Source organism: Haemophilus sp. HMSC071C11 (assembly GCF_001837655.1).
GTDB lineage: Bacteria > Pseudomonadota > Gammaproteobacteria > Enterobacterales > Pasteurellaceae > Haemophilus > Haemophilus influenzae.
This window is the reverse complement of sequence record NZ_KV833400.1, coordinates 19,368-44,297: the sequence shown is the minus strand read 5'-3', so window position 1 is coordinate 44,297 and position 24,930 is coordinate 19,368. Positions and strand designations below refer to the sequence as shown.

The window sequence follows — 24,930 nt, the reverse complement described above, 5'->3', positions numbered from 1 at the left end:
TAAAAAACTGCTTTTGAAAGGCAAAAACAGCGGGGCGATTTATACCATAAAGTGCGGTTAAAAACCAGTTTATTTTGTTTATTTCTCCACTTTTCTTGCTTTGATAAATAACAATGGTGGTCGATGTGACAAATCTTTAAATTCATTATGCCATTGCGGTTGGTCAGCAAGCATGGGTTCTTCCATTTGCTCGATTTGAAACCTTGCATGAATTAAATTATTGATAATTGTTGCTGTTGTTCGATGATAGGTTTGAAAAGGTTGTTTGAACCAATTTCTATTGCGTTTCCCCTCTTCTCGATAATGATTTAAACGATAAGCGACTTGCTGTTTTTTATCATTTTTTTCCCAGCGTTCTCCCTCTTTATGGCAGGTAGTTATCGGATGTTCTTGTGAGAAAATTAATGTGCCATTAGACGAGAGTTTGTCATGGATCGTTGATAATAATGTCGGAAAATTTTCAATATAATGAAAGGCAAAAGAGCTAGTAATCACATCGAAATGACTTTCTGGTAACTCAGCTAATTTTTCCATTGGTAAGTGATATAAGGAAAAACGCGCTGAAAATTGACCGCACTTTTGAAGATCTTTTTCAGCTTGTTCGAGCATTTTTTCGGAAAGATCAGTTCCAATTACTTTAGCCGCCTCTCGTTCTAAATAAAGTTGTAAATGCCCTCCCGTACCACAGCCTAAATCGAGTAATTTCTTCCCTTTTAAATTAGGCAACAATGAAAGCATGGTGGGCTTTTCGATAATTTCATTGAGGCTAATTGGATTTGCACGGAGTTTCTGATAAAGCTCAAAGAAATTATCTTTATCATAAACACTAATTTTATTATTCATTTATTACCTTAAAATAAAAATTTACGTGATTTAAATCACTCAAAAGTAAATACTTAAACGAGAAGTTAAAATTTAATATTTTTATAGATAAAAAATATCACTAAAGATAAAAAATAATTTTATGAATGATCATTTGATATTTCTTCTTCAATTTTCTCACTTAGAATTTCTTCTGTTTCTTTATTTAATGCTTTTGTATCAAGATGCGGTTTAATAAATGGTCTTGGTGTCCAATATTTTTTTACTATTTCATTCGAAAAACCGTGTAAAACTTCTTCATTTAACCGTTCTTGATCCAATGTTCGTACTTCCTTAATAATTTCTTCCGCTTCAATTTTATCAATACCTAATTTCATCAAGGTTGCTCGACTAAGTGTAATTGCTGATTCAAAAGTTTCACGCACAATAAAATCTACATCTTGCTTAATCAAACTAACCGTTGTTTTTCTATCATAAGTTCGGGTTAAAATCGGTAAATTTGGATAAGCCTCTTTCATTTGACTAACAATATGTTCAATTCTTTGTGTATCGTTAATGCCTAATACGACACATTTCGCTTTTTCAATTCCTGCTGCTCGTAAAACATCTAATCGAATGCCATCGCCATAATAAACCTTAAAACCAAACTTTGCGGCAGCACGGATATTTTCGATATTGCGATCGATCACAGAAACGCTAATTCCACGAATTAATAATGTTTGGCAGACAATTTGACTAAAACGTCCAAAACCAATAACTAAAACGTTATCTTCCAAATCCACGATGGTGTCTAGATCATTTTCATCAAGTTGATCAAGATGTTTAGGCTCTGTACGCTGTATAAGTTTGCGAGCAATTTGAGCGATAATAGGCGAAAAAAGCATCGAAATAATCACTGCAGCAGTGAATGTCGCTTGTTCTTCATTACTGATTACTTCCGCGGTCGCTGCGGCTGAAAAAAGCACAAAGGCAAATTCGCCACCGTGTGCCATCAAAGACATTCGCCCTATGGATTCTCGATGATCAAGACGGGTAATTCGGGCAATAATATAAACAGCACTAGCTTTACCCAATATATAAAGAAAAACAATTCCAAGTAGCAAGATCCAATGATTAAACACTAAATGCAAATCTAAGGACATTCCTACGCCCATAAAAAATAATCCAAGTAATAAACCGCGAAATGGTTCTATATCCGCTTCAAGCTGATGGCGAAAAGCTGATTCAGACATCATCACACCAGCAACAAACGCACCCATTGCCATTGAAAGCCCGCCAATTTCCATTGCTAATGCGGCACCTAAAACGACCAATAATGCGCCCGCTGTCATCATTTCACGAATACGTGCCTTAGAAATTAAACGAAATAGTGGGTTCATTAACCATTTTCCAGCCACAATTAGCCCCACAACAGCACTTAATGCTATGCCAATTGATACCCAATTAGTGTGTGGTGTAGCTTCTTTCGAATGAGAGGCAAGAAAAGCGACAGACGCCAAAAGTGGTACGATAGCAATATCTTCAAAAATTAATGTCGAAATTACACGTTGTCCTTTTGACGTAGAAGTAAGCCCCCTTTCTTCTAGTGATTGCATTACAATAGCAGTAGAGGAAAGCGTGAAACCCATACCAGCAATAAATGCAACTTCTTTTGTTAATCCTAATAAATAAATACCCGAAAAAGTGAGTAAGCAACCACATAATCCAACTTGTAACAAACCTCTGCCGAAAATAGCTTTACGCATTGCCCAAAGGCGTTCTGGATACATTTCAAGCCCGATAATAAAAAGAAACATTACCACACCTAATTCCGCTAAATGTACCACTGCTGTTGGATCTTGCACTATGCCAAAAACAGATGGGCCGATCAAACAACCTGCGACTAAATAACCTAGCACGCTACCCAACCCGAGTCTTTTAAATAACGGCACAATTGTTACACTAGATGCGAGTAAAATAACGACTTTAATCAGTTCTGGATTGGCAAGTTGAGACATAATGGCTCCCATAATGCAAAAAATACAAATATTTTGGCTAGTATATTAAAAAGTTATATGTGATAAATCATACTACATCTTTTAATATAACTTTAAACTACATTCATTTTATATGAAATTGTGAGTTTCATTTAGTAACCGATGAATTAATTTTGCATTCGCAGGTGGAAACTGTCCTGCATCTAGTTCGCGTTGTTCGATCCAAAAACCTTCTTGCCCCTCTCGCCCAAAAGGTTCGCCAATCCATTCATCTACCAGATAAAAGAAAAAAGAAATAATCTTTGTTGGATATTCAAATTGAAAACGTTCATAAAGTTCAGCATTTAATGCAACGATGCCTATTTCCTCTTCCAGTTCACGTTTTAAAGCCTGTTCTGGGGTCTCTCCCGCATCTACTTTTCCACCAGGGAATTCTAAAGATTGGGCAAAATCCTGTCCTTCTAAACGCTGCGTTAAATAGATCTGACCAAATTCATTACGAATAATCCCCGCAGCAACTTGTATAATTTTTTTATCCATTTTTCTATCCAATGTAGAGGTATGAAAAAAGTGCGGTGAAAAATCACCGCACTTTGATTGTTCATTAGTGGCGTGCCACACGACTGCCGTGACAATGCTTATATTTTTTACCCGACCCACAAGGACAAGGCTCGTTGCGTCCAATGCGACGATCTGAATAATCTTCAGTCTCTGAATTTTGAGTTGTCTGACTATTTTCATCCACAGGTAAATTATTTTGATTGATACGAGCAGCCATTTCTTGACGAGCACGTTCAGCTTCTTCCATTTCTTCTTGAGTACGCACACGTACACGGGTTAAAGTCGTGATAACGTGGTGTTTTAAGGAATCTAGCATTTCCGTAAACATACGGAAAGATTCTTTTTTATACTCTTGTTTTGGATCTTTTTGCGCATAGCCACGTAAATGAATACCTTGGCGTAAATAATCCATCGAAGCTAAATGTTCTTTCCAAAGTTCATCTAAGGTTTGTAACATAACACCTTTTTCAAAGTGGCGCATAGCGTCTTCGCCAGCCAAAACCTCTTTTTCTTTGTATTCCTTTTCTGCAATTTCCACAATGCGTTCGCGCAAACTTTCTTCGTGAAGATTATTATCTTCTTCTAACCAATTAGAAATCGGTAATTCCATACCAAACTCTTGGGCTAAACGTTCTTCAAGCCCTTTAATATCCCATTGTTCTTCCAAAGATTGCGGTGGAATATATTGATCAATCACACCATTAAACACATCGTGGCGAATGGCATTGATGGTTTCAGAAATATCATCATTATCAAGCAAATAATTGCGTTGCTCATAAATGGCATGACGTTGGTCATTTGCCACATCATCATATTCAAGTAGGTTTTTACGACCATCGAAATGGAAAGCTTCAACTTTTGCTTGAGCGGATGCAATCACTTTCGCCAACATTTTCGATTCCATTGCCTCGCCCGGTACAGTAAACGCTTTACGCATTAAATTGAGCTTACCCTCATTCAAATAAATGCGCATTAAACCATCTTCTAAAGAAAGATAGAAACGAGAAGAACCGGGGTCACCTTGACGACCTGAACGGCCACGTAACTGGTTATCAATACGGCGAGATTCGTGACGCTCTGTACCGATAATATGCAACCCACCTGCTTTCATTACAATTTCGTGGTTTTTCTCCCACTCTGCTTTAAGGGCTTCAATTTGTTCTTGAGTTGGATTTTCTAATTTAGCAGCCTGCGCTTTCCAGTTACCACCAAGAATAATATCCGTACCTCGCCCAGCCATATTCGTTGCGATAGTCACCGCACCAGGATAACCAGCTTCTGCCACGATTTCAGCTTCTTGTTGGTGGAATTTCGCATTCAACACATTGTGTTTGATGCCCGCTTTATCTAACGCTTTAGATAATTCTTCTGATTTTTCGACTGAAATCGTCCCCACTAATACTGGTTGCTGGCGTTCTACACAATCTTTAATATCTTCAATAATCGCATTAAATTTATATTGTTCATTTTCAAACATCACATCAGTGCGATCATCACGAATCATTGGACGATTTGTTGGAATTACAACAGTTTCCAAGCCGTAAATTTGTTGGAACTCAAACGCTTCAGTATCCGCAGTCCCCGTCATACCTGCAAGACGCTCATATAAACGGAAGTAGTTTTGGTAAGAAATTGACGCGACAGTTTGGTTTTCGCTCTTAATATCCACCCCTTCTTTTGCCTCAATGGCTTGGTGCAAACCATCTGACCAACGACGCCCCGCCATTGTACGACCAGTGTGTTCATCAACAATCACGATTTCACCGTCCTTCACAATGTAATCGACATCTTTTTCAAACAATGTGTGCGCACGCAATGCAGCCATAACGTGATGAAGCAATACAATTCGACTAGGAGAATACAAAGAGTCCCCCTCAGGCATTAAACCTTGCGTAATTAACCAATCTTCTACTTTTTCTTGACCACGTTCGGTTAAATGCGCCTGTTTAGATTTCAAATCTAAAGTGAAATCGCCCTCTCCTTGATATTCTTCCGTATCTTCTTTTTCTTGTTTAATTAAACTTGGGATCAATTTATTTACCGCAATATAAAGCTCTGAACTGTTTTCTGCCTGGCCAGAAATAATCAATGGCGTACGTGCTTCATCGATTAAGATAGAATCCACTTCATCCACCAACGCATAGCCTAAAGTACGTTGGAAACGCTCTTCTTTTGAGTGGGCTAAGTTGTCACGTAAATAATCAAAACCAAGTTCACTATTGGTTGCATAAGTAATATCTGCCGCATAAGCTGCACGTTTTTCTTCTGGCGATAAACCAGGAATATTGACGCCTACGCTCATACCCAAAAATTCAAATAACGGACGGTTTGTTTCTGCATCTCGGCGAGCAAGATAATCATTCACCGTGACAACATGAACGCCTTTACCTTCAAGAGCGATTAAATAACAAGGAAGAGTCGCCGTTAATGTTTTACCTTCACCAGTACGCATTTCTGCGATACAGCGGTTAGTCAATACCATCCCACCGATAAGCTGCACATCAAAATGGCGCATACCAAGCACACGCTTACTTGCTTCGCGTACCGTTGCGAATGCTTCTGGTAAAATTTGTTGCAAAGTTTCGCCACCACTTAAACGATCACGAAACTCTTGTGTTTTTGCTTTTAATTCATCATCACTTAATGCCTCAAAAGCAGGCTCCATTTTATTAATTTTTACGACTTGTTTTTTTAATTTACGTAAAACGCGTTCATTACGACTACCAAAAATTCTTGTTAAAATGCTCATAATTTCTCTTTTTAAATATATAAGTTAAATAGTTAAATGCTTATGAAATACTTTATTTCATGCACAATAATTTTTTAAAATATCGCTATTTCAATAGCAATATTCTTCACAAAAAACAGAAAAATTAAATAAGTAAGGGGCCTGCTCGAATTGGCGCACTAAGATTCAATACATCCGCTAAAAAGTGCGGTTGAATTTTAGGTTGTTTTTCAGTTTGACGGGAAATTGAAGGTTGAGGAATGGCTTGTCGTTGCACTTCACGAGCAACTTTTACCGTTTCTAACGCTTGTTGAATGGAAACACTTGAGGAATAATTTTCCGTATTATTTTGATTTTCAAAACTTTGTGCGTTAGGCAAAGCAAAAATCGCGATGATACTTAAAAGTAATCGCGACCAAAAATTCGGTTTGACAGTGCCTGAAATCATTCGTCTCATTGTTTATTATGAAAATTGCGTGTATTGTAGCGGAAATCTAAACTGATGTCATTTACTGGGGGCTGACTTTATGGAAAACAAGGCTGATCGTTATCAAAAAGCAGTCAATATTATGGATGTGCTTGAGCAATCGCCCTTTGCCAAAATAATCAAAAAAGGTCTTGCCATCAATGAACTTAATCAAAAATTTAACCGCATTTTTCCACAGGAATTTCACGGCAAATTTCGTATTGGCAACATAACAGATCATTTAATTTTTATTGAAGTGTCTAATGCTATTGTTCGGCAGGGGATTCTATTTAAACAAATTGAATTATTAACACTAATTCAAGAAGAATTTCCGCAAGTAACAGGGTTTGAGATAACGATCAATCCTGGATTTTAAGTTTCAAATATAAGGAAAAATAAAGAATTAATTATCACTCAGACTTTTTAATAATGCTTTCTCTATTTTTTTCTCCTCGCGTCTTTTCTGAAAAAATGTACTCAATTTTTGACTACACTCTTCTGCCAATACGCCAGATGTAATCTCTAAAGTATGATTCATCTTGTAATCATCAAAAAAATGAAAACGTGATCCAATCGCGCCAGTTTTATAATCAGATGCACCGAACACAAGGCGTTTAATACGGCTATGCAAAATTGCCCCTGCACACATTGTGCAAGGCTCTAATGTCACATAAAGCGTGCTATTCAGTAGGCGATAATTTTGAATATTTTTCGCGCCATTACGCAAAGCGATAATTTCAGCATGTGCGGTAGGATCGCTTTGAACAATGGAGAGATTCCAACCTTCTCCAATAATATTTCTAGCGTCATCAACCAAAACCGCCCCCACAGGAATCTCACCTAACGCTTCCGCTTTATCGGCAAGCTCAAGGGCGTAGCGCATCATTTTCTCGTCAAATTCTGACCGCACTTTTGCTGCATCCATTAGACGGAAAAAGGATATTTAATTGGCTCATGAGATTGATAGCCAACGACTTTAAAATCATCCATCGTGACCCAAGTTTCTAAATCTTCAAGCGTTTTTATATCTGGATTGATTTCTAATTTTGGCAATGGGAAAGGCTCGCGTTTAAGTTGTACGTCACGCATTAACTCAAGCTGATCTTCATAAATATGCGCATTCACAATTTTATGATATGCCTTGCCGGCTTTTTTGCCCGTGATCTGAGCCATAAGCGCTAAGAAGGTAAACACCTGAATTTGATTGAAATTCAATCCAAGCGGAACATCACAGGAACGTTGATAACTAGTAAGATGTAAAGTATCGCCCACAAGAGAAAAAGTATGCGTGTGCATACAAGGACGAAGACAACCAAGATCAAATTCCCCAGGGTTAAAAAAAGTTAAAATCTCTCCTCTATCATCAATACCTTTCGTTAAGTTATTAACAATTTTACGTAGCTGATCTATGGTTTCTCCATTAGGCTTACGCCATGCTCTGCCTTGCACACCATATACGCGCCCCATATCATCAACGCCTCTACGATGCGGATTTGCAAGCCAAGCTGCATTTACATTCGCATTAGCATCCCAAGTTTTCGTGCCAAGTGCGCGGAAATCAGCGGCATTGTCATATCCACGAATATAACCTAGAAATTCAGCAATGGCCGCTTTCCAATAACTTTTACGGGTAGTAATCAGCGGAAATTGATTATTCGCCACATCATATTCTAAATCTGCATTAATGACCGTGAGGCAATGCTTACCTGTACGTTCATTAGCAACCCACTCCCCTTCACTAACAATGCGGCGACAAAGATCAAGATATTGCTTCATAAAAATCTCCTATTTTATGACCGCACTTTTGCGTGAATAAGCCCAAGCCATAATGAAAGCACCACCAATAATCATTGGTAAGCAAAGGGCTTGCCCTCGTGTAATAATCCCAAAGAAATTTTCAACTTCAGGTTCACGCACATATTCCACAATAAAACGGAAGACACCATAACCAATTAAGAATAAACCTGCAACAGAAGCCATTGGACGTGGCTTTTTAATAAAAATATTCAGAATCGCAAACAACACCAGGCCTTCTAAAAAGGCTTCATAAAGTTGTGATGGATGACGAGGCAGTAAAAGAGGATCATTCGGGAAAATCATTGCCCAAGGCACATTCGTTTCGCGTCCCCATAGTTCAAGATTAATGAAATTACCAATTCTGCCTAAACCTAAACCAAACGGAATCAAAGGCGCAACAAAATCAGCCGTTTGCCAAAAATTACGTTTTTGTGAATAGGATGTCCAAATCATAGCAACAATTACACCAATTAAGCCACCGTGGAACGACATTCCACCTTCCCAAACGCGGAATAAATAAAGTGGTTCTTGTAAGAAATGATCGAGATTATAGAAAAATACATCGCCAACACGTCCGCCAATAAACACCCCCATAAAACCATTGAAAAGTAAGGTATCAACTTGATCTACTGTCCAACCGCTATTTGGGCGATTAGCACGGCGAACCGCAAGCCAACGTGCAAAAACAAAACCTAAAAGGTACATCAAACCATACCAACGTAAGCCGATATTACTATCGCCAAGCGTAAAAATACTCGGATCAAAGTGGGGAAGAAGTAAATAATTTGAATTCATAATTTTCCTTATTTCAGAAACATATTGATCGCAACCACAATTAAGAAAAGGGCGAAACCTTTTTTTAAGGTTGAAACAGGCAATTTAGCGGTTGCACTTGCGCCTAATTTGGAAGTAAAAAATGAAGTGGCAGTAATACCTAACACTGCGGGAAGATAAATATAACCGAGCGAATATTCAGGCATTAATGGATTTCCCCAACCACTCACTATAAAACTAAACATCCCTGATATACCCAATAACATCCCACAAAATGCGGAAGAACCGATAGCTTGTTTGATATTAATGCCACGAGCAGTTAAAAACGGTACAATAAATCCACCACCGCCAATTCCCGCAGCACTAGATGCCATACCAATCAAAATACCGCCGATTACGGAAGCAAGGGGGGTAAGTGGTTTTGTTGTGACTTGATCTTTTTTAATCGAAAGTACCATTTTTGTGGCTAAATATACCACTAAGCAAGCAAAAATTTTGGCAGAAATTTCACGATCAAGTCTTCCAATGAATAAACCACAAATAAAAACAGAAAACATAATAACCGGAGCTAAAATGCGAACTGCCTGCCAGACTATGTTACCTAATTTATGATGACGTTGTGCCGATCCAATGCCAGTAATCACAATGGTAGCAAATGATGTTCCAAGTGCGGTAGACATCAACAAAGACTCTGGTACATCTACAATAGGCAGTAAATACACTAACGTTGGCACAATTACTAACCCACCGCCGATACCAAATAATCCTGCAAGAAAACCCGCTAATGCACCAACAAGTAAACAAAGAAGAATAAAAGTGAACATTATTGGCCTCTTGATTTATAAAAATGGCGTTTCGTGTATTTTGCCTGAGAATATTTTTTGTTTGCCGAATAATGCTGTGAATTTGCTTCACGAGATGCGGAAAATATTAGTGGATTGTCCGTAAATAGTATCGAAGCAAACTCTTTCATTACCTTTCGATAAACATCTCGCTTAAAAGACACAACTTGACGAACAGGATACCAAAAACTTACCCAACGCCACCCGTCAAATTCTGGCGATTTAGTTGTTTGCATATTGATGTTTTTTTCATCGCTAACAAGCTGTAGCAAAAACCAGCGTTGTTTCTGCCCAATACACATCGGCTTGCTATCATAACGCAATAAACGCTTTGGCAATTTATAGCGTAACCAATGTTTAGAAACATATAACAGACGCACATCTTTAGGTTGTAAACCAACTTCCTCGTGTAGTTCGCGATACATCGCTTGCTCGGCACTTTCATTATCATTAATGCCACCTTGCGGAAACTGCCACGAATTTTGCCCACAACGCTTCGCCCAAAGCACTTGCCCTTTGCGATTACAAATCACAATACCCACATTTGGACGGTAGCCATCAAAATCGATCACTATCGTTTTACCTTAAATTTTTCCTATAAAAATAGCTCAAGATTGTTTCATAAATCAGTGCTTTTATCAACCAAAGGACATTATGACAAAATAATCATATCATCACGATGCATTGCCACCGCGCCATATTCATAGCCTAAAACATTCTCAATGTCTGCTGATTTTCTGCCCTTAATTAATTGTAGAGCATCGCTGTTATAGCGTGGCATACCCAGCGCAATGTCTTTACCTGATTGAGTGCGTATTTTGACTACTTCACCACGCGAAAAACGCCCTTCCACGTTAATAATACCAGCGGGTAATAAAGATTTATTTTGTTCAAGAATGGCATTTTGCGCACCGTTATCAATGGTAATAATACCTGCCGATGGTGCGGCGAAAAGCCATTGTTTGCGGCTTTCTAATCGATCAGATTGGTGTGCAATAAATTTTGTACCAATATTTTGTTCATAAGCAAGATCTGCAATTACATTTGGGCGATTACCTGGAGCAATAATGGTTTCAATTCCAGAGCGAGTCGCAACATCGGCAGCAATGATTTTGGTCATCATTCCACCAGTACCAAGATTTGTACCACTTCCTCCTGCAATTGATCGAATATGATCGGTGATTTGTTCTACTACTGGAATTAATTTCGCTTCAGAATTTTTACGCGGATCACTATCAAATAAACCTTGTTGATCAGTCAATAAATAAAGCTGTTCCGCTTGCACAAGAATAGCGACTAATGCCGATAAATTGTCATTGTCACCTACTTTAATTTCCGCAGTCGCTACCGCATCATTTTCATTAATCACAGGAATAATGTGGTTATCTAAAAGAGCGTGTAAAGTATCTCGCGCATTTAAAAAACGTTCGCGATCTTCAATATCGGCACGGGTTAATAAAAGTTGCCCGATATGGATATCATAAATAGCAAATAATTTTTCCCAAGCCTGAATTAATTGGCTCTGACCAACCGCTGCAAGCAGTTGCTTTGAAGCTATAGTGGGTGGTAATTGAGGATGATTTAAATAATGGCGACCCGCTGCAATCGCACCAGAAGTCACGATCACTATACGAAATCCATCATTATGCAGTTGTGCAATTTGACGAACGATTTCCATCATATGTGGCGAATTCAGTTTTGGCGAACCCTGAGTTAGCGTGCTTGTACCGAATTTCACAACGATTGTTTTTTTGTTCATAATCCTTTCCAAGTTCTTAAAATTGGCATTAACGTTATCACTAAATCAATGAAAAATCACTTAATATCAGGTATAGTAACGGCAAATTTTATCAGGTATAGTAACGGCAAATTTTAGGGGGATTTATGACATTTAGTTTAATTGTGGCGACAACATTAAATAATGTGATTGGTAAAGATAACCAAATGCCTTGGCACTTGCCTGCAGATTTAGCTTGGTTTCGTCAGAACACCACAGGTAAACCTGTCATTATGGGGCGTAAAACCTTTGAAAGTATTGGTCGTCCACTACCTAAACGTACCAATATCGTACTTTCTCGCCAGCTTTTTGAACACGAAGGTGTGATATGGAAAGATAGCTTTGAAAGTGCGGTCAATTTTGTCAGAGATTTTGATGAAATTATGTTGATTGGTGGGGGCGAGTTATTCAAACAATATTTACCCAAAGCAGATAAGTTATACCTTACTCAAATTCAAACAGAACTAGATGGCGATACTTTTTTCCCTCAATTGAATTGGGAGGAGTGGGAAATTGAATTTGATGAATATCGTAAGGCAGATGCACAAAATCGCTATGATTGCCGATTTTTAATTCTTACCCGAAAATAAATCAAATAAATGAAACAATACTTCTAGAACATTCATTAATCTAGCAAAAACAAAGAGATGATAATTTCCCCTTGAGTTCCCCTTTTTAAAGTTTCATAATGACCTTTCATTTTATTTTTGATAGTTTTAAATATCCCATTTTTAAACATTATCCCAAATCAGGGAAGACATTATGACGAAAACTGCAATTGAAACTCCATCAAATAAATCTGTATCAAATAAAACTAACCGTAAAAAAGGCTTAAGCATTTTTATTCTTCTCCTGCTTATTATTGGTATTGCTTGTGCTTTGTATTGGTTTTTCTTCTTGAAGGATTTTGAAGAAACAGAAGATGCTTATGTGGGTGGAAATCAAGTAATGGTATCATCACAAGTTGCAGGTAATGTAGCGAAGATTAATGCAGACAATATGGATAAAGTCCATGCAGGTGATATTCTAGTTGAATTGGATGATACCAATGCGAAACTTAGTTTTGAACAGGCCAAAAGCAATCTCGCCAATGCTGTACGTCAGGTAGAACAACTGGGTTTCACTGTGCAGCAATTGCAATCAGCTGTGCACGCCAATGAAATTTCTTTAGCTCAAGCTCAAGGCAATTTGGCGCGCCGAGTTCAACTTGAAAAAATGGGTGCGATTGATAAAGAATCTTTCCAACACGCAAAAGAAGCTGTCGAGCTTGCCAAAGCAAATTTAAATGCCTCTAAAAATCAATTGGCTGCTAATCAGGCTTTATTGCGTAACGTTCCATTACGTGAACAACCGCAAATACAGAATGCGATAAACTCGCTTAAACAGGCTTGGTTAAATTTGCAACGTACAAAAATTAGAAGTCCAATTGATGGCTATGTGGCGCGTCGTAATGTTCAAGTTGGGCAAGCCGTTTCAGTGGGTGGCGCGTTAATGGCGGTGGTATCTAATGAACAAATGTGGTTAGAAGCTAACTTCAAAGAAACCCAATTAACGAATATGCGCATTGGTCAGCCAGTAAAAATCCATTTTGATTTATACGGTAAAAATAAAGAATTTGATGGCGTGATAAATGGCATTGAAATGGGGACTGGCAATGCGTTTTCTCTTTTACCTTCGCAAAATGCTACGGGTAACTGGATTAAAGTGGTACAACGTGTACCTGTGCGAATTAAATTAGATCCACAACAATTTACAGAAACGCCATTGAGAATTGGTCTTTCTGCAACGGCAAAAGTAAGAATTTCAGATTCATCAGGCGCAATGCTACGAGAAAAAACAGAACCGAAAACGTTATTTTCTACTGATACACTTAAATATGATGAAAGTGCGGTAGAAAATTTGATTGAATCTATCATTCAGCAAAACAGCCATTAAGGCGGCGTTATGGACAATTCCGCAAAAAAATTCCCGCCTATTCAAGGTGGTGTGCTGATTTTATTAACACTGGCTTTATCTCTCGCCACCTTTATGCAGGTATTAGATTCTACCATTGCAAATGTGGCGATTCCTACTATTGCGGGCGATCTTGGCGCATCTTTTAGTCAAGGTACGTGGGTAATCACTTCTTTTGGGGTAGCAAATGCGATTTCTATTCCAATAACGGGTTGGTTAGCAAAACGTTTTGGCGAAGTGCGGTTATTTTTAGTCTCAACTTTTTTATTTGTTGTCTCTTCTTGGCTCTGTGGGATTGCAGATAGTCTTGAGGCGTTAATTATTTTTCGCGTCATTCAAGGTGCTGTCGCAGGTCCAGTGATCCCTCTTTCGCAAAGTTTATTATTAAATAATTATCCACCAGAAAAACGCGGAATGGCATTGGCATTTTGGTCAATGACTATTGTGGTTGCGCCTATTTTTGGCCCAATTTTAGGCGGATGGATTAGCGATAATATCCATTGGGGATGGATCTTTTTTATCAATGTTCCGATCGGTTTGTTAGTTGTGCTAATCAGCTGGAAGATTTTGGGTAGCCGAGAAAGTGAAATTGTTCATCAACCTATTGATAAAGTCGGTTTAGTTTTACTTGTCTTAGGCGTGGGATGTTTACAATTAATGCTTGATCAGGGCCGTGAGCAAGATTGGTTTAATTCTAATGAAATCATTATATTAGCCGTTGTTGCTGTCGTTTGTCTGATTGCATTGATTATCTGGGAATTAACAGATAACAATCCTGTAGTGGATATTTCGCTTTTCCATTCTCGTAATTTTAGCGTAGGGTGTTTATGTACTAGTTTAGCCTTTTTGATTTATCTAGGTTCTGTGGTATTAATTCCGCTCTTGCTACAACAAGTCTTCCATTACACCGCGACGTGGGCAGGGCTTGCGGCTTCCCCAGTTGGATTATTCCCAATTTTGCTTTCACCGATTATTGGGCGTTTCGGTTATAAGATCGATATGCGAATTTTAGTGACGATAAGCTTTATTGTATATGCAATAACATTTTATTGGCGAGCGGTAACTTTCGAGCCATCAATGACATTTGTTGATGTAGCTTTACCACAATTAGTGCAAGGTTTAGCGGTGTCCTGTTTCTTTATGCCACTTACTACAATAACGCTGTCTGGCTTGCCTGCGCATAAAATGGCTTCAGCCTCTAGCTTATTTAACTTCTTGAGAACTTTAGCGGGTTCTGTAGGAACATCTTTGACCACATTTATGTGGTATAACCGTGAAGCTGTTCACCACACTCAATTAACAGAACACATTAATCCTTATAACCCAATTTCCCAAAGTTTTTACCATCAAATGAATCAATTTGGTTTAAGTGATACGCAAACTTCAGCTTACCTCGCTCAACAAATAACATCGCAAGGATTTATTATTGGCGCAAATGAAATATTTTGGTTATCAGCTATGGGATTCTTAGGATTGCTTATTGTGATTTGGTTTGCAAAACCACCTTTTGGTACTCAGCATTAAAATAAATATATATTACATACCAATCACAACACAATCGGTAACAGTTTTAGCTCTACTTTGCGCCTGTACTGCAAGCTCTCGAGTATCAAAACTTACTACACGAACACGGTTCCATTCGCCGTTAGTTTGTATTTGAGCATTTAATCCTGTCATCTGTAAACGACCTTGCAAATTTTCAGCTTGCGCTCGATTTTTGAAAGCACCGCATTGTAAACCAAATTTCTTGCTATCCCGTACATTATTAACCGTTTTTATTTGTTCTACTTTTTTTGCGCTTTCAATTTTCTGTGAGTCTTGCTTTTTAATTGATTCCGATTTTACGATTTCTGCCTCTGTATTTTTCATATCTTCCGTTTTTTTGGATTGAGTTCTCGTTGCATCTTCTATTCTCTGTTGCTCAGCCAGTTTTCTAGCTTCATCAGCCGCTTTTTGATCTCTTTCTATTTGAATTAAAACTTGACGTTGTTCTTCTGTTAAACGCATATTTTGTTCTACACTCGCTGGATTATTATCTACAGGTACAGTACGCGTTTCTAAGGCTTTAATATAACTCCACACTTCCTCTGGACGATTAGGTAACACACTTTTAGGTTGAGCTTTTTCCTGTTGTGTTATAGCTTGCTGCATGCTTACCTTACTGTTCTGATTTTTCAACAAATAAAGTCCAACAACAAAAACTAGAACAATAAATAAAGCAAGAAAAATCAAGACATTTGTATTCTTTTTCTTATTTTTTTTCTTATTATTTGAGCTACGACGCGCAGCAAAATCTCGATGTGCCACAATAAATTCCTAGATTTGAAGTGATAATTTTAATAATTCAACAAAATTCGCTAAGTTTACTGAAAAATAGTCTTTAAATAAAGACTAACATAAGTGGATCATTTATATAATTAACAGAATAAAAAATACCGCACTTATGCAGGTTATGCTCAAAAAAGTTGGATAAAACAACTATTTATAAGTACGAATTACGTAAGATAACCTAAGTGCGGTTTGTTTTTTCTATGTTTTAATTAGTGGGTTGTTTTATTTTCATCAAAAACCGGTAATGGTTTGTGTTCAGTTGCGACATAGCTATATACCACAGGCAAGACGAACAAGGTGAAAATAGTACCAATGGATAATCCCGCTACAATCACTATCCCAATACTAAAGCGAGATACCGCTCCTGCACCTGTTGCATAGAGTAATGGAATTAAGCCAGCTACCATTGCAGCAGTTGTCATTAGAATTGGACGCAAACGCACTTTTGCAGCATGAGTGATTGCCTCAATTCGAGTTTTACCATGGTTAAGCTGTTCTTCTTTTGCCACTTCGCACATTAAGATACCGTGTTTGGTGATTAATCCCACGAGAGTAATCAACCCAACTTGAGAGTAGATATTTAATGTTGTTCCTGCGATGCTAAAGAAGGATAAAATATTTAAGCTCACCAATGCACCACTTACGGCTAATGGTACGGAAATCATAATTACCATTGGGTCACGTATAGATTCAAACTGAATGGCAAGTACCAAGAATATGATGATAACAGCCAATGCAAAAGTGACGGCTAATGCGTTGCCTTCTTGGACTAATTGACGTGCTTCAGATTTAAAATCAAACGTATAGCCTTGCGGTAAATTGTCTGTTGCATGTTGTTGAAGCCAAGCAATGGCATCACCACTTGATGTACCCGGCATTGGTACAGCACTGATTTCAGCCGAATTTAATTGGCTGAAACGCGGTAATGATGTTGGCTGAGTTTCTAATTTCATACTAATAACACTACTTAATGGCACTGATTGACCATTAGATGCAGTTAAATAATAATTTTGGAAACTTTCTGGCGATAAGCGATCATCTCGTTTTACCTGCGAAATGACTTTATAAGCGCGTCCATCCACATCCACACGCGTAACTGTCGCACCAGATAAGAAACTCCCTAAAGTATTACTGATTTGTTGCATCGTGATGCCGTAAGTACCAGCTTTCTCTTTATCTACTGAAATTGTCATTTGTGCCGTGTCATAGGTCAAATCTAAATTTGTATAAATAAATTTGCCAGAGGCTTTCATCGCACTGAGGAATTTCTCTGCGGTGTTTGCCAAAGATTTATAATCTTGTGCAGTTTTCAATACAATAGAGACTGGAGCGCCTTGTTCCCCTGTATCAATTTCAGGAATGTTAAATGCTGATACTGACACTTCTGGAATTGATTTTGCTTTTTCATTAATTTCATTCATTATTGCGGATTGTTTACGTGAACGTTCTTTCCAATCTTTCAATGTGATGATATTTAACGAGCTATTAGAAGTTGGCGCGCCAGCAATGCTCATACCAAAAGAGACTTCGGGTGTTTCCATTACATTTTTCATATATGGTTGCATTGCATTTTGAATGTAATCCACATTTACGCTAGATGGAGCGTTACCAATTGCAATAAATGCGCCTTTATCTTCATTTGGCGTTAATTCACTAGAAAGTGAATTAAACAAAAATGGGAGCGTTGAGAAAATCACGACCGCAAAAGCCAGCATTGATTTACGATTGAGCATAACGAGATCAAGCATGTATTCGTAAACACGATTTACTTTACCTAAGGTATGTTCTACGCGTTCTTCCATCCATGTTGGTTTAGCATTGGATTTGAGTAACTTACTACTCATCATTGGCGATAACGTTAATGCCACAACACCAGAAATAAATACTGCACCAGCAAGGGTTAAAGCAAACTCTTTAAACAATGTGCCGGTAATGCCGCCCATTAAAGCCATTGGCGAATAAACCGCGATCAATGCGATAGTCATAGAAATAACAGGGACTGCAATTTCACGCGTACCAATAATCGCCGCTCGGAATGGCGTTTCTCCCGCTTTAATATGACGATCAATATTCTCCAGCACCACAATAGCATCATCTACAACTAAACCTATGGCAAGAATTAAAGCAAGCAAGGTCATTAAATTAATAGAAAAGTTGAAACTTTGTAGCAGCATTAATACGCCAATAAGAGAAATTGGAATAGCCAATATTGGAATTAAAATGGCACGGAACGAACCGATAAACATTAAAATTACTACTAAAACGATCAAAGTAGCTTCACCAATAGTTTTTATGACCTCGTGAATAGAACTATTAATGGCAATAGTGCGGTCATAAAGAATATCGCTTTCCATACTGTCTGGCAGTTGTGTTTTTATACTTTCATATAAAGGGCGAATTTTTTCTGCGACAGTCAAAGGGTTTGCTGTCGAGGTTGGATTGATGGCTAACACAACGGACTCTGCGCCATTTGCCGTAGCACGCGAATTATCACTTTCTTTATTTAATTCAACGGTTGCAATATCACGCAAACGCACTAAATCATCGCCATTTGATGAAATAATTAAGTTGCTGAGTTGTTCCACTGATTTCGTTGTAGTCTCCACTTTATTACGATAACTCACGTAATAGCCATTATCGTTCCCCGCAGCCGTTTGTACGTTATTAGCAGAAAGCGCAGACATCACTGTTGGCACAGAAAGATTTTGAGCTGCCATTTTTTGTGGATCAAGCCAAATACGTAATGCATATTCAGCTGCACCAAATACCTGTACTTCGGCAACACCCTCAATGGTAAAAAACTGTGGTTTGACTACACGATTGATGTAATCAGTTACCTGACTAGAATCTAGTTTTTTAGATCGGAAACTGATATACATAATACCGCTCCCACCTGAAGAAGAGGATACACTAGGATCTTCAATACCATTTGGTAATGCTGACTTTACTGCATTCACTTTGGCTAACACATCTGCTAACGCGCCTGCAGGATCGGTATTTAATTTCATTTTTATTGTAATAGTCGAACTACTAGGCGCACTAGTCGAAGACATATAATCAATATTATCGGCTTGCGCGATAGATTCTTCCAATTTTGACGTAACAAATGCTTGGATTAAATTCGCATCTGCCCCTGGATATGCGGTACTCACTGTAATGACTGTAGTAGTCATTTTAGGGTATTCACGCACTGCCAATTTCGAGATTGCTTGCAACCCTAAAATAATCATTAACAAACTAATTGAAACTGCTAAAACAGGACGACGAATAAATATATCGGTAAATTTCATTCGGATTTCCTCATACATTAAAGTGGTGTTTTATGTGCAGGCTCTACTGCACCCACAATGTCTTTTTTAATCCATTCCACAAGACTTCCATTACCAATACCTTGCTGACCGCCTGTAATAATTTTATCTCCCGCTTTAACTTCATTTCCCTGTAATTGAGCATAAACACCTTGACGATCTTTAGTAAATACGGTGATCTGTTTCGCACGATAGAGACGATCCAATTTTTCATTACCTGACATTTTTCCTTTTTCTTCTTCAGATAATGGTTCAAGTAAATAGGCAATTTCGCCATACATATTGTAGCTAATAGCTACTTGTGGAACGACAACTTGATTTGTTTCAGTTGGAAGTGCAATGCGTAAGCGAGAGAACATACCTGAAAGCAATTTATGCCCATCTTCAGGATCAAAAGTAGCCTGAACATCAACTAAACCTGTTGATGAATTAATGGCAGGTTCAATCGCAGTGATTCGAGCTGAAAATGTTTTGCCCAAGCGAGCATCTGTTGTCGCTGTAACGCGTTGACCGATATGTAATTTATCTAAATCATTTTGTGAAAGAGCAAAATCCACTTTCATTGAGCTAGTATCTTCTACACGCACAATTTCTGTTCCAACATTCACATATTGTCCAACATTGATTTTCACAATACCTGCTTTGCCATCAAATGGCGCAACAATTTTACGGCGCTCAATTACTGCTTTTAAAGATTCGATATTGGCTAGTTGAGCGTCATAAGCCGCTTTTGCGTTATCCATTTCTTGACGTGATACAGCATTGCTGTTTAATAAACCCACATAACGCTGGTAAGTTTGACGAAGTGCTGATAATTGTGCCTGAGCAGCTTGTAGATTAGCTCGTTCAACAGAACTATCAAGTTCCACAAGCACCTCACCTTTTTTCACATTTTGTCCATTTTGCACAAGTACTTGAGAAATCGTACCTGCATTTTGTGTACTGAGCAATGCGCCTTGATTTGGACGCACAAGACCTGTTGTGTTAATAACTGGCGTCCATTCACGCGGTTGAACTTCAAGTGCGGTTACTGGGCTTGAAGATTCTGGCATTTCTGCAATGGCTCGGCTTATCATTACGCCTTTTATTATATTAAAACCGATGACACCGACAAAAATTAAGACAAATACCACTAAAATTATTTTCATCAAGAAAATATGTGAGCGTTTTGGTCTTTGATGTTGAGTTTGACTCATGTTTAAAGCTCCGTTATAAAAATAACAACAATTATTTCTGAATCGCACGCCAAGAGCGTTCAATCACAGATTCTAAAATTTCAGGCTTAAGATCGAAATCGATAAATTTTGCATCAGAGGCTAAATTTATCGCCGTTTTCAAACTTAATAAAAAGAGAATATCTTCAGATAATTCCGCTAATAAGCCAGCTTTTTTGGCTTGGTCACAAAATAAATCCCAACGACAATTTTTAACGTTTTTACAAATATCCTTGAAATTAGGCAAAGATTCATATTGCTTTAAATTGGATAGAATGGTGGGATTTTCTTGTAAGAAATACCAAATATTTTTCCACATTTGTCGATACTGTTCGAAAAAAGGTTTAGTTTCATCAAAATCTTTTTCAAGTGTTGCCATAAACATTGAAAACACTCTGTGTGCAAATTGTTCGAGCAACTCATCTTTGTTTTTAAAATAAAGGTAAATCGTTCCTGCGGCCACATTTGCTTCTTTCGCAAGTTTGTGCATAGAAAGTTGATTCAACCCTTCTCTTGCCATTAAACGATCTGTCGCTGAAAAAATCTGTTCAGCTAAGTCTGTTTTAGCTTGTCGCATAAGATCCTTGAGTAAAATAAGGAGCAATAATTGCTCAAAAATGAATGAGCGTTCATTTTATTTATTTTTTGTTTTTTGGCAAGTTAAAAAACAAAAAACGTAACAATACTTATCTGTAGGTAAGCCGTAAACCCACAAGATGAATGATGAACAAAGGAGGATATAAAAAATAGGAATATAAAATGCAGTCAAAATTAACCGCACTTTTCATCATCAAATCAAGGTGTAGAATGAGGCTACCTTATTTTGTGTGATAAGAACGATGTCTTGTATGCCCTTGCGGTGGTACTGCACGTTTTAACCGATACGGTTTCGGCAGTTCAAGCAAGGCTTCTGTTTCATATTGGCTCACTGGGATAGAATGGCCAATATATTCTTCTATTCCTGGTAAATTCATCGCATATTCTTCGCAAGCAAAACTAATCGAAACGCCACTTTCCCCTGCTCGTCCAGTACGGCCAATTCGGTGAACGTAATCTTCCCTATCATCAGGTAAATCATAATTGAAAACATGCGTCACATCAGAAATATGCAAGCCACGAGCAGCCACATCTGTTGCTACTAAAATATCTAAATCACCGTCGGTAAATTGTTTTAATAACGATAAACGTTTTTTCTGGGCTACATCGCCAGTCAGTAAACCAACACGATGTCCATCAGCCGCCAAATAACCCCAAATTTCTTCACAACGATGTTTTGTATTCGCAAACACAATACAGCGCTCAGGCCATTCATCTTCCATTAAGGTTAAGAGAAGTGCCATTTTATCCTGATTAGATGGATAAAAAAGTTCTTCTTTAATACGATGACCTGTTTTTTGTTCCGGTTCTATTTCAATATATTCAGGATCATTCATATCCTCAAATGCTAATTCACGCACTTTATAAGAAAGCGTCGCTGAAAATAACATCGTTAAACGCGCTTGCGGAGCGGGGCATTTACGCAATAAATAACGAATATCACGGATAAACCCAAGATCAAACATTCGATCCGCTTCATCTAGCACGACAACTTGGATTTCATCTAAACCAATTACGCCTTGTTTTACATAATCAATGACTCGCCCCGTCGTACCAATCAAAATATCTACGCCACGCTCAATCACTTGTAGTTGTTTATCATAACCATCGCCACCATAGGCAAGTGCGGTCTTTAATCCACTCGCTTTTGCAAGAAATTCTGCGTCATTACTAATCTGTACCGCTAATTCTCGAGTAGGTGCTAAAATCAAAGCTCTTGGGTGAGGATATTCAAGATTAGGATCTTGGTGAGTTAAAAGATGGTGAAAAGTAGCCGTTAAAAAAGCCATTGTCTTGCCTGTACCCGTTTGAGCTTGTCCTGCAACATCTCGTCCATTTAAACTGATAGGCAAGGATAAAGCCTGAATTGGGGTACAAAAATCAAAGCCTTTTTTTGCCAAAGCACCTCGCACAATCGGATGTAGAGGAAGAGCGGAGAATCGTTGTTGGCTTAAATAATCTTGTTGCATAAAAATCACATTTTAGAATAATAAAATCACGTTTAGCATAGCATTTTTAGGAAAAATCCTCAAAAAAAGCACCGCACTTATAAAAATTAACCGATAGGGTTTCCTATCGGTTAATCTCTATTTAATGCTCCATCCGTCACTCACATTTGGATCCATTGCAAAATCAGCAGTATCACTTGGAATCGCTTTTTCTTCAGCCGCCCATTCGCCAAGATCAATTAACTGGCAACGTTTGCTACAAAAAGGTCGAAAAGTACTTTCATTTATCCAAGGCACCGATTTTTGGCAAATCGGACAAGGTACTTCAATCATTTCGTCAGGCATTTTTATTTTCCGCTTGTTGTAAATAAAACTGGTGCAATTCTAGCACCTTTTGCTGCAAGTGCGGTAAGTTTTGGGCCAGTTCAGAATCATTGTTAATCACATCATCTGCCCATTTTAAACGCTCTTGTTGAGAAACTTGAGAATTCATAATTCGTTGAATTTGCTCAAAATTATTGTTATCTCGTTGTGATGAACGAGCAAGTTGAGTTTGTGGACTCACATCCACCACCAAAATACGATCACAAAGTGCGGTCAATTTATTTTCTATTAATAAAGGGACGACAAATAATGTGTAAGGCGCAGTTTGTTCAGCTAATTTTTGTTTCATTCGTTCACGAATAGCGGGATGTAGAAGGTTATTTAACCACAATTTATCTTCATCATGGTTAAACACTCGCTCTCGTAAAGCCGCGCGATTAAGCTCGCCTTGTTCCGTTAAAATTTGAGCCCCAAAATGTTCAACAATTTTTGACAATAAGGGGGAATCTTTCGCGACGACTTCTCTAGCAACCACATCCGCATCCACTAGAGGTACGCCAAGATCGGTAAATAAATTAGCAATCGTTGTTTTACCACTACCAATGCCACCAGTTAAGCCAACAATATAAGTCATATAATTTCCCATAAAAAATAAGCGGCGATATTAATCGCCGCTAAACATATAATCAACGAAAGAAAATAAATCATTTCGGATAAACTGGAAGACGTTTACAAATTGCTAATACTTTTTCTTTAGTTTCAGCAATCACTTGTTCTTCATTTTCTTTGCCTAAAGCATCTAAAACATCACACATCCAGCCAGCTAATTCACGCACATCATTTTCATTGAAACCACGGCGAGTCACAGATGGTGTACCTACACGGATGCCAGAAGTGACGAATGGTTTTTGCGGATCGTTTGGTACAACATTTTTATTCACTGTAATATTTGCTTTGCCTAATGCCGCATCAGCTGCTTTACCTGTTAATCCTTGTTTAATAAAACTTACTAAGAACAAGTGGTTTTCAGTGCCATTTGACACAACGTCATAACCACGTTGTTTAAATACCTCAACCATTGCTTTCGCATTTTTGATTACATTTGCTTGGTATTCTTTATATTGAGGCTCTAATGCTTCTTTAAAGCAAACTGCTTTTGCCGCAATAATATGAACTAATGGACCACCTTGATTTGCAGGGAATACGGATGATTGTAATTTTTTGTAGATTTCTTCATCGCCACAAGATGAAAGAATTAAACCACCACGCGGACCGCCCAACGTTTTATGGGTTGTTGTTGTCACAACATGTGCATGAGGGAGTGGATTTAGATATAAACCCGCTGCAATTAATCCCGCTACATGCGCCATATCCACAAATAAATACGCACCAACTTCATCTGCGATTTCACGCATTTTCGCCCAATCCACAACTTGTGAATAAGCCGAGAAACCAGCAACGATAAGTTTTGGTTTACATTCTAATGCTTTTTGACGAACATCTTCATAATCAATTAAGCCATCCGCAGTAATTCCATAAAGTACGGAGTTATAAATTTTGCCAGAGAAACTGACTTTTGCACCGTGAGTTAAATGACCACCGTGAGCCAAATCCATACCTAAAATAGTATCGCCTGCATTAATCAATGCACCATACACCGCAGCATTCGCTTGTGATCCAGAGTGCGGTTGAACATTCACGTAATCTGCACCAAATAATTCTTTCGCACGGTCAATTGCTAACTGTTCCACAATGTCCGCATACTCACAACCACCGTAATAACGTTTACCTGGATAGCCTTCCGCATATTTATTAGTGAATTGTGAACCTTGCGCTTCCATCACACGTGGACTCGCATAGTTTTCAGATGCAATGAGTTCGATATGTTCTTCTTGACGACGATTTTCATCTTGGATCGCTTGCCACAATACTGGATCGTAATCAGCGATAGTCATATTTCTTGTAAACATTGTGTTCTCCTGTTATGTAATTTATGGCAGATAGTTTAACTG

At 38.1% G+C, this 24,930-nt stretch carries 23 protein-coding genes; 4 read left to right on the top strand and 19 right to left on the bottom strand.

Annotation, left to right across the window (positions count from 1 at the left end):
• Positions 1–78 precede the first annotated feature (78 nt).
• From HMPREF2644_RS01410 to secM, 5 genes are all read right to left on the bottom strand, one after another.
• The gene (locus HMPREF2644_RS01410; protein WP_070828173.1) at positions 79–843 is read right to left on the bottom strand and encodes a class I SAM-dependent methyltransferase; all 765 of its coding nucleotides are present in this window, start codon (positions 841–843) and stop codon (positions 79–81) included.
• Between the two features lie 119 nt (positions 844–962).
• Positions 963–2,819: a monovalent cation:proton antiporter-2 (CPA2) family protein gene (locus tag HMPREF2644_RS01405; RefSeq protein ID WP_070828172.1), complete on the bottom strand. Its 1,857-nt coding sequence runs from the start codon at positions 2,817–2,819 to the stop codon at positions 963–965.
• Between the two features lie 108 nt (positions 2,820–2,927).
• Positions 2,928–3,338 (bottom strand): 8-oxo-dGTP diphosphatase MutT, encoded by a 411-nt coding sequence (gene mutT / locus HMPREF2644_RS01400; RefSeq protein WP_013526207.1) that lies wholly within the window; start codon positions 3,336–3,338, stop codon positions 2,928–2,930.
• Between the two features lie 64 nt (positions 3,339–3,402).
• Complete coding sequence (gene secA, locus HMPREF2644_RS01395) at positions 3,403–6,108, bottom strand: preprotein translocase subunit SecA (RefSeq protein ID WP_038440303.1); 2,706 nt, start codon at positions 6,106–6,108, stop codon at positions 3,403–3,405.
• A gap of 124 nt (positions 6,109–6,232) precedes the next feature.
• Positions 6,233–6,535 (bottom strand): secA translation cis-regulator SecM, encoded by a 303-nt coding sequence (gene secM, locus HMPREF2644_RS01390; protein ID WP_005651471.1) that lies wholly within the window; start codon positions 6,533–6,535, stop codon positions 6,233–6,235.
• A 79-nt stretch (positions 6,536–6,614) separates the two neighbouring features.
• Here secM and HMPREF2644_RS01385 point away from each other — a divergent pair, with 79 nt between their 5' ends.
• Positions 6,615–6,929 (top strand): DUF721 domain-containing protein, encoded by a 315-nt coding sequence (locus HMPREF2644_RS01385; RefSeq protein WP_011272280.1) that lies wholly within the window; start codon positions 6,615–6,617, stop codon positions 6,927–6,929.
• 27 nt (positions 6,930–6,956) lie between these two features.
• Here the strand turns inward: HMPREF2644_RS01385 and tadA are convergent, their stop codons facing one another.
• The 6 genes from tadA to proB all read right to left on the bottom strand — a co-directional run bounded on the left by tadA (position 6,957) and on the right by proB (position 11,725).
• Entirely contained in the window at positions 6,957–7,478 is a 522-nt protein-coding gene (gene tadA / locus HMPREF2644_RS01380; protein WP_005663639.1) for a tRNA adenosine(34) deaminase TadA, read from the bottom strand.
• Positions 7,478–8,329: a thymidylate synthase gene (locus HMPREF2644_RS01375; protein ID WP_011272279.1), complete on the bottom strand. Its 852-nt coding sequence runs from the start codon at positions 8,327–8,329 to the stop codon at positions 7,478–7,480. The genes tadA and HMPREF2644_RS01375 overlap by 1 nt, the downstream gene beginning before the upstream one ends.
• Before the next feature lie 9 nt (positions 8,330–8,338).
• Positions 8,339–9,145, bottom strand: coding sequence for a prolipoprotein diacylglyceryl transferase (gene lgt / locus HMPREF2644_RS01370; protein ID WP_011272278.1), 807 nt, complete (start codon positions 9,143–9,145; stop codon positions 8,339–8,341).
• A gap of 8 nt (positions 9,146–9,153) precedes the next feature.
• A complete protein-coding gene (locus HMPREF2644_RS01365) occupies positions 9,154–9,948 on the bottom strand; it encodes a sulfite exporter TauE/SafE family protein (RefSeq protein WP_013527285.1) in 795 nt (264 codons plus the stop codon).
• Positions 9,948–10,538, bottom strand: coding sequence for an RNA pyrophosphohydrolase (rppH, locus tag HMPREF2644_RS01360; protein ID WP_038440307.1), 591 nt, complete (start codon positions 10,536–10,538; stop codon positions 9,948–9,950). Before rppH ends, HMPREF2644_RS01365 begins: the two co-directional genes overlap by 1 nt.
• Before the next feature lie 80 nt (positions 10,539–10,618).
• Complete coding sequence (gene proB, locus HMPREF2644_RS01355; RefSeq protein WP_005663647.1) at positions 10,619–11,725, bottom strand: glutamate 5-kinase; 1,107 nt, start codon at positions 11,723–11,725, stop codon at positions 10,619–10,621.
• A 125-nt stretch (positions 11,726–11,850) separates the two neighbouring features.
• Between proB and folA the strand changes: the two genes are divergently transcribed.
• The 3 genes from folA to HMPREF2644_RS01340 all read left to right on the top strand — a co-directional run bounded on the left by folA (position 11,851) and on the right by HMPREF2644_RS01340 (position 15,220).
• A complete protein-coding gene (folA, locus tag HMPREF2644_RS01350) occupies positions 11,851–12,333 on the top strand; it encodes a type 3 dihydrofolate reductase (protein ID WP_044364519.1) in 483 nt (160 codons plus the stop codon).
• Between the two features lie 172 nt (positions 12,334–12,505).
• Entirely contained in the window at positions 12,506–13,678 is a 1,173-nt protein-coding gene (locus HMPREF2644_RS01345) for an EmrA/EmrK family multidrug efflux transporter periplasmic adaptor subunit (RefSeq protein WP_011272273.1), read from the top strand.
• 9 nt (positions 13,679–13,687) lie between these two features.
• Entirely contained in the window at positions 13,688–15,220 is a 1,533-nt protein-coding gene (locus HMPREF2644_RS01340) for a DHA2 family efflux MFS transporter permease subunit (RefSeq protein WP_048955019.1), read from the top strand.
• A 12-nt stretch (positions 15,221–15,232) separates the two neighbouring features.
• Here HMPREF2644_RS01340 and HMPREF2644_RS01335 read toward each other — a convergent pair whose 3' ends face one another.
• From HMPREF2644_RS01335 to glyA, 8 genes are all read right to left on the bottom strand, one after another.
• Positions 15,233–16,003 carry an SPOR domain-containing protein gene (locus HMPREF2644_RS01335; protein ID WP_005671790.1) on the bottom strand — a complete coding sequence of 257 codons (771 nt, stop codon included), beginning with the start codon at positions 16,001–16,003 and terminating at the stop codon, positions 15,233–15,235.
• A 233-nt stretch (positions 16,004–16,236) separates the two neighbouring features.
• Positions 16,237–19,317, bottom strand: coding sequence for a multidrug efflux RND transporter permease subunit AcrB (locus HMPREF2644_RS01330; protein WP_070828171.1), 3,081 nt, complete (start codon positions 19,315–19,317; stop codon positions 16,237–16,239).
• Positions 19,318–19,334: 17 nt separating this feature from the next.
• Positions 19,335–20,531 (bottom strand): multidrug efflux RND transporter periplasmic adaptor subunit AcrA, encoded by a 1,197-nt coding sequence (locus tag HMPREF2644_RS01325; protein WP_070828170.1) that lies wholly within the window; start codon positions 20,529–20,531, stop codon positions 19,335–19,337.
• Between the two features lie 31 nt (positions 20,532–20,562).
• Positions 20,563–21,126, bottom strand: coding sequence for an efflux transporter AcrAB transcriptional repressor AcrR (locus tag HMPREF2644_RS01320; protein WP_070828169.1), 564 nt, complete (start codon positions 21,124–21,126; stop codon positions 20,563–20,565).
• Between the two features lie 241 nt (positions 21,127–21,367).
• Positions 21,368–22,615: an ATP-dependent RNA helicase RhlB gene (gene rhlB, locus HMPREF2644_RS01315; protein WP_038440313.1), complete on the bottom strand. Its 1,248-nt coding sequence runs from the start codon at positions 22,613–22,615 to the stop codon at positions 21,368–21,370.
• A 117-nt stretch (positions 22,616–22,732) separates the two neighbouring features.
• Positions 22,733–22,939 carry a DNA gyrase inhibitor YacG gene (yacG, locus tag HMPREF2644_RS01310; RefSeq protein ID WP_011272266.1) on the bottom strand — a complete coding sequence of 69 codons (207 nt, stop codon included), beginning with the start codon at positions 22,937–22,939 and terminating at the stop codon, positions 22,733–22,735.
• The gene (coaE, locus tag HMPREF2644_RS01305; protein WP_038440314.1) at positions 22,932–23,552 is read right to left on the bottom strand and encodes a dephospho-CoA kinase; all 621 of its coding nucleotides are present in this window, start codon (positions 23,550–23,552) and stop codon (positions 22,932–22,934) included. Before coaE ends, yacG begins: the two co-directional genes overlap by 8 nt.
• Positions 23,553–23,622: 70 nt before the next feature.
• Entirely contained in the window at positions 23,623–24,888 is a 1,266-nt protein-coding gene (glyA, locus tag HMPREF2644_RS01300) for a serine hydroxymethyltransferase (protein WP_070828168.1), read from the bottom strand.
• Positions 24,889–24,930: the final 42 nt, after the last annotated feature.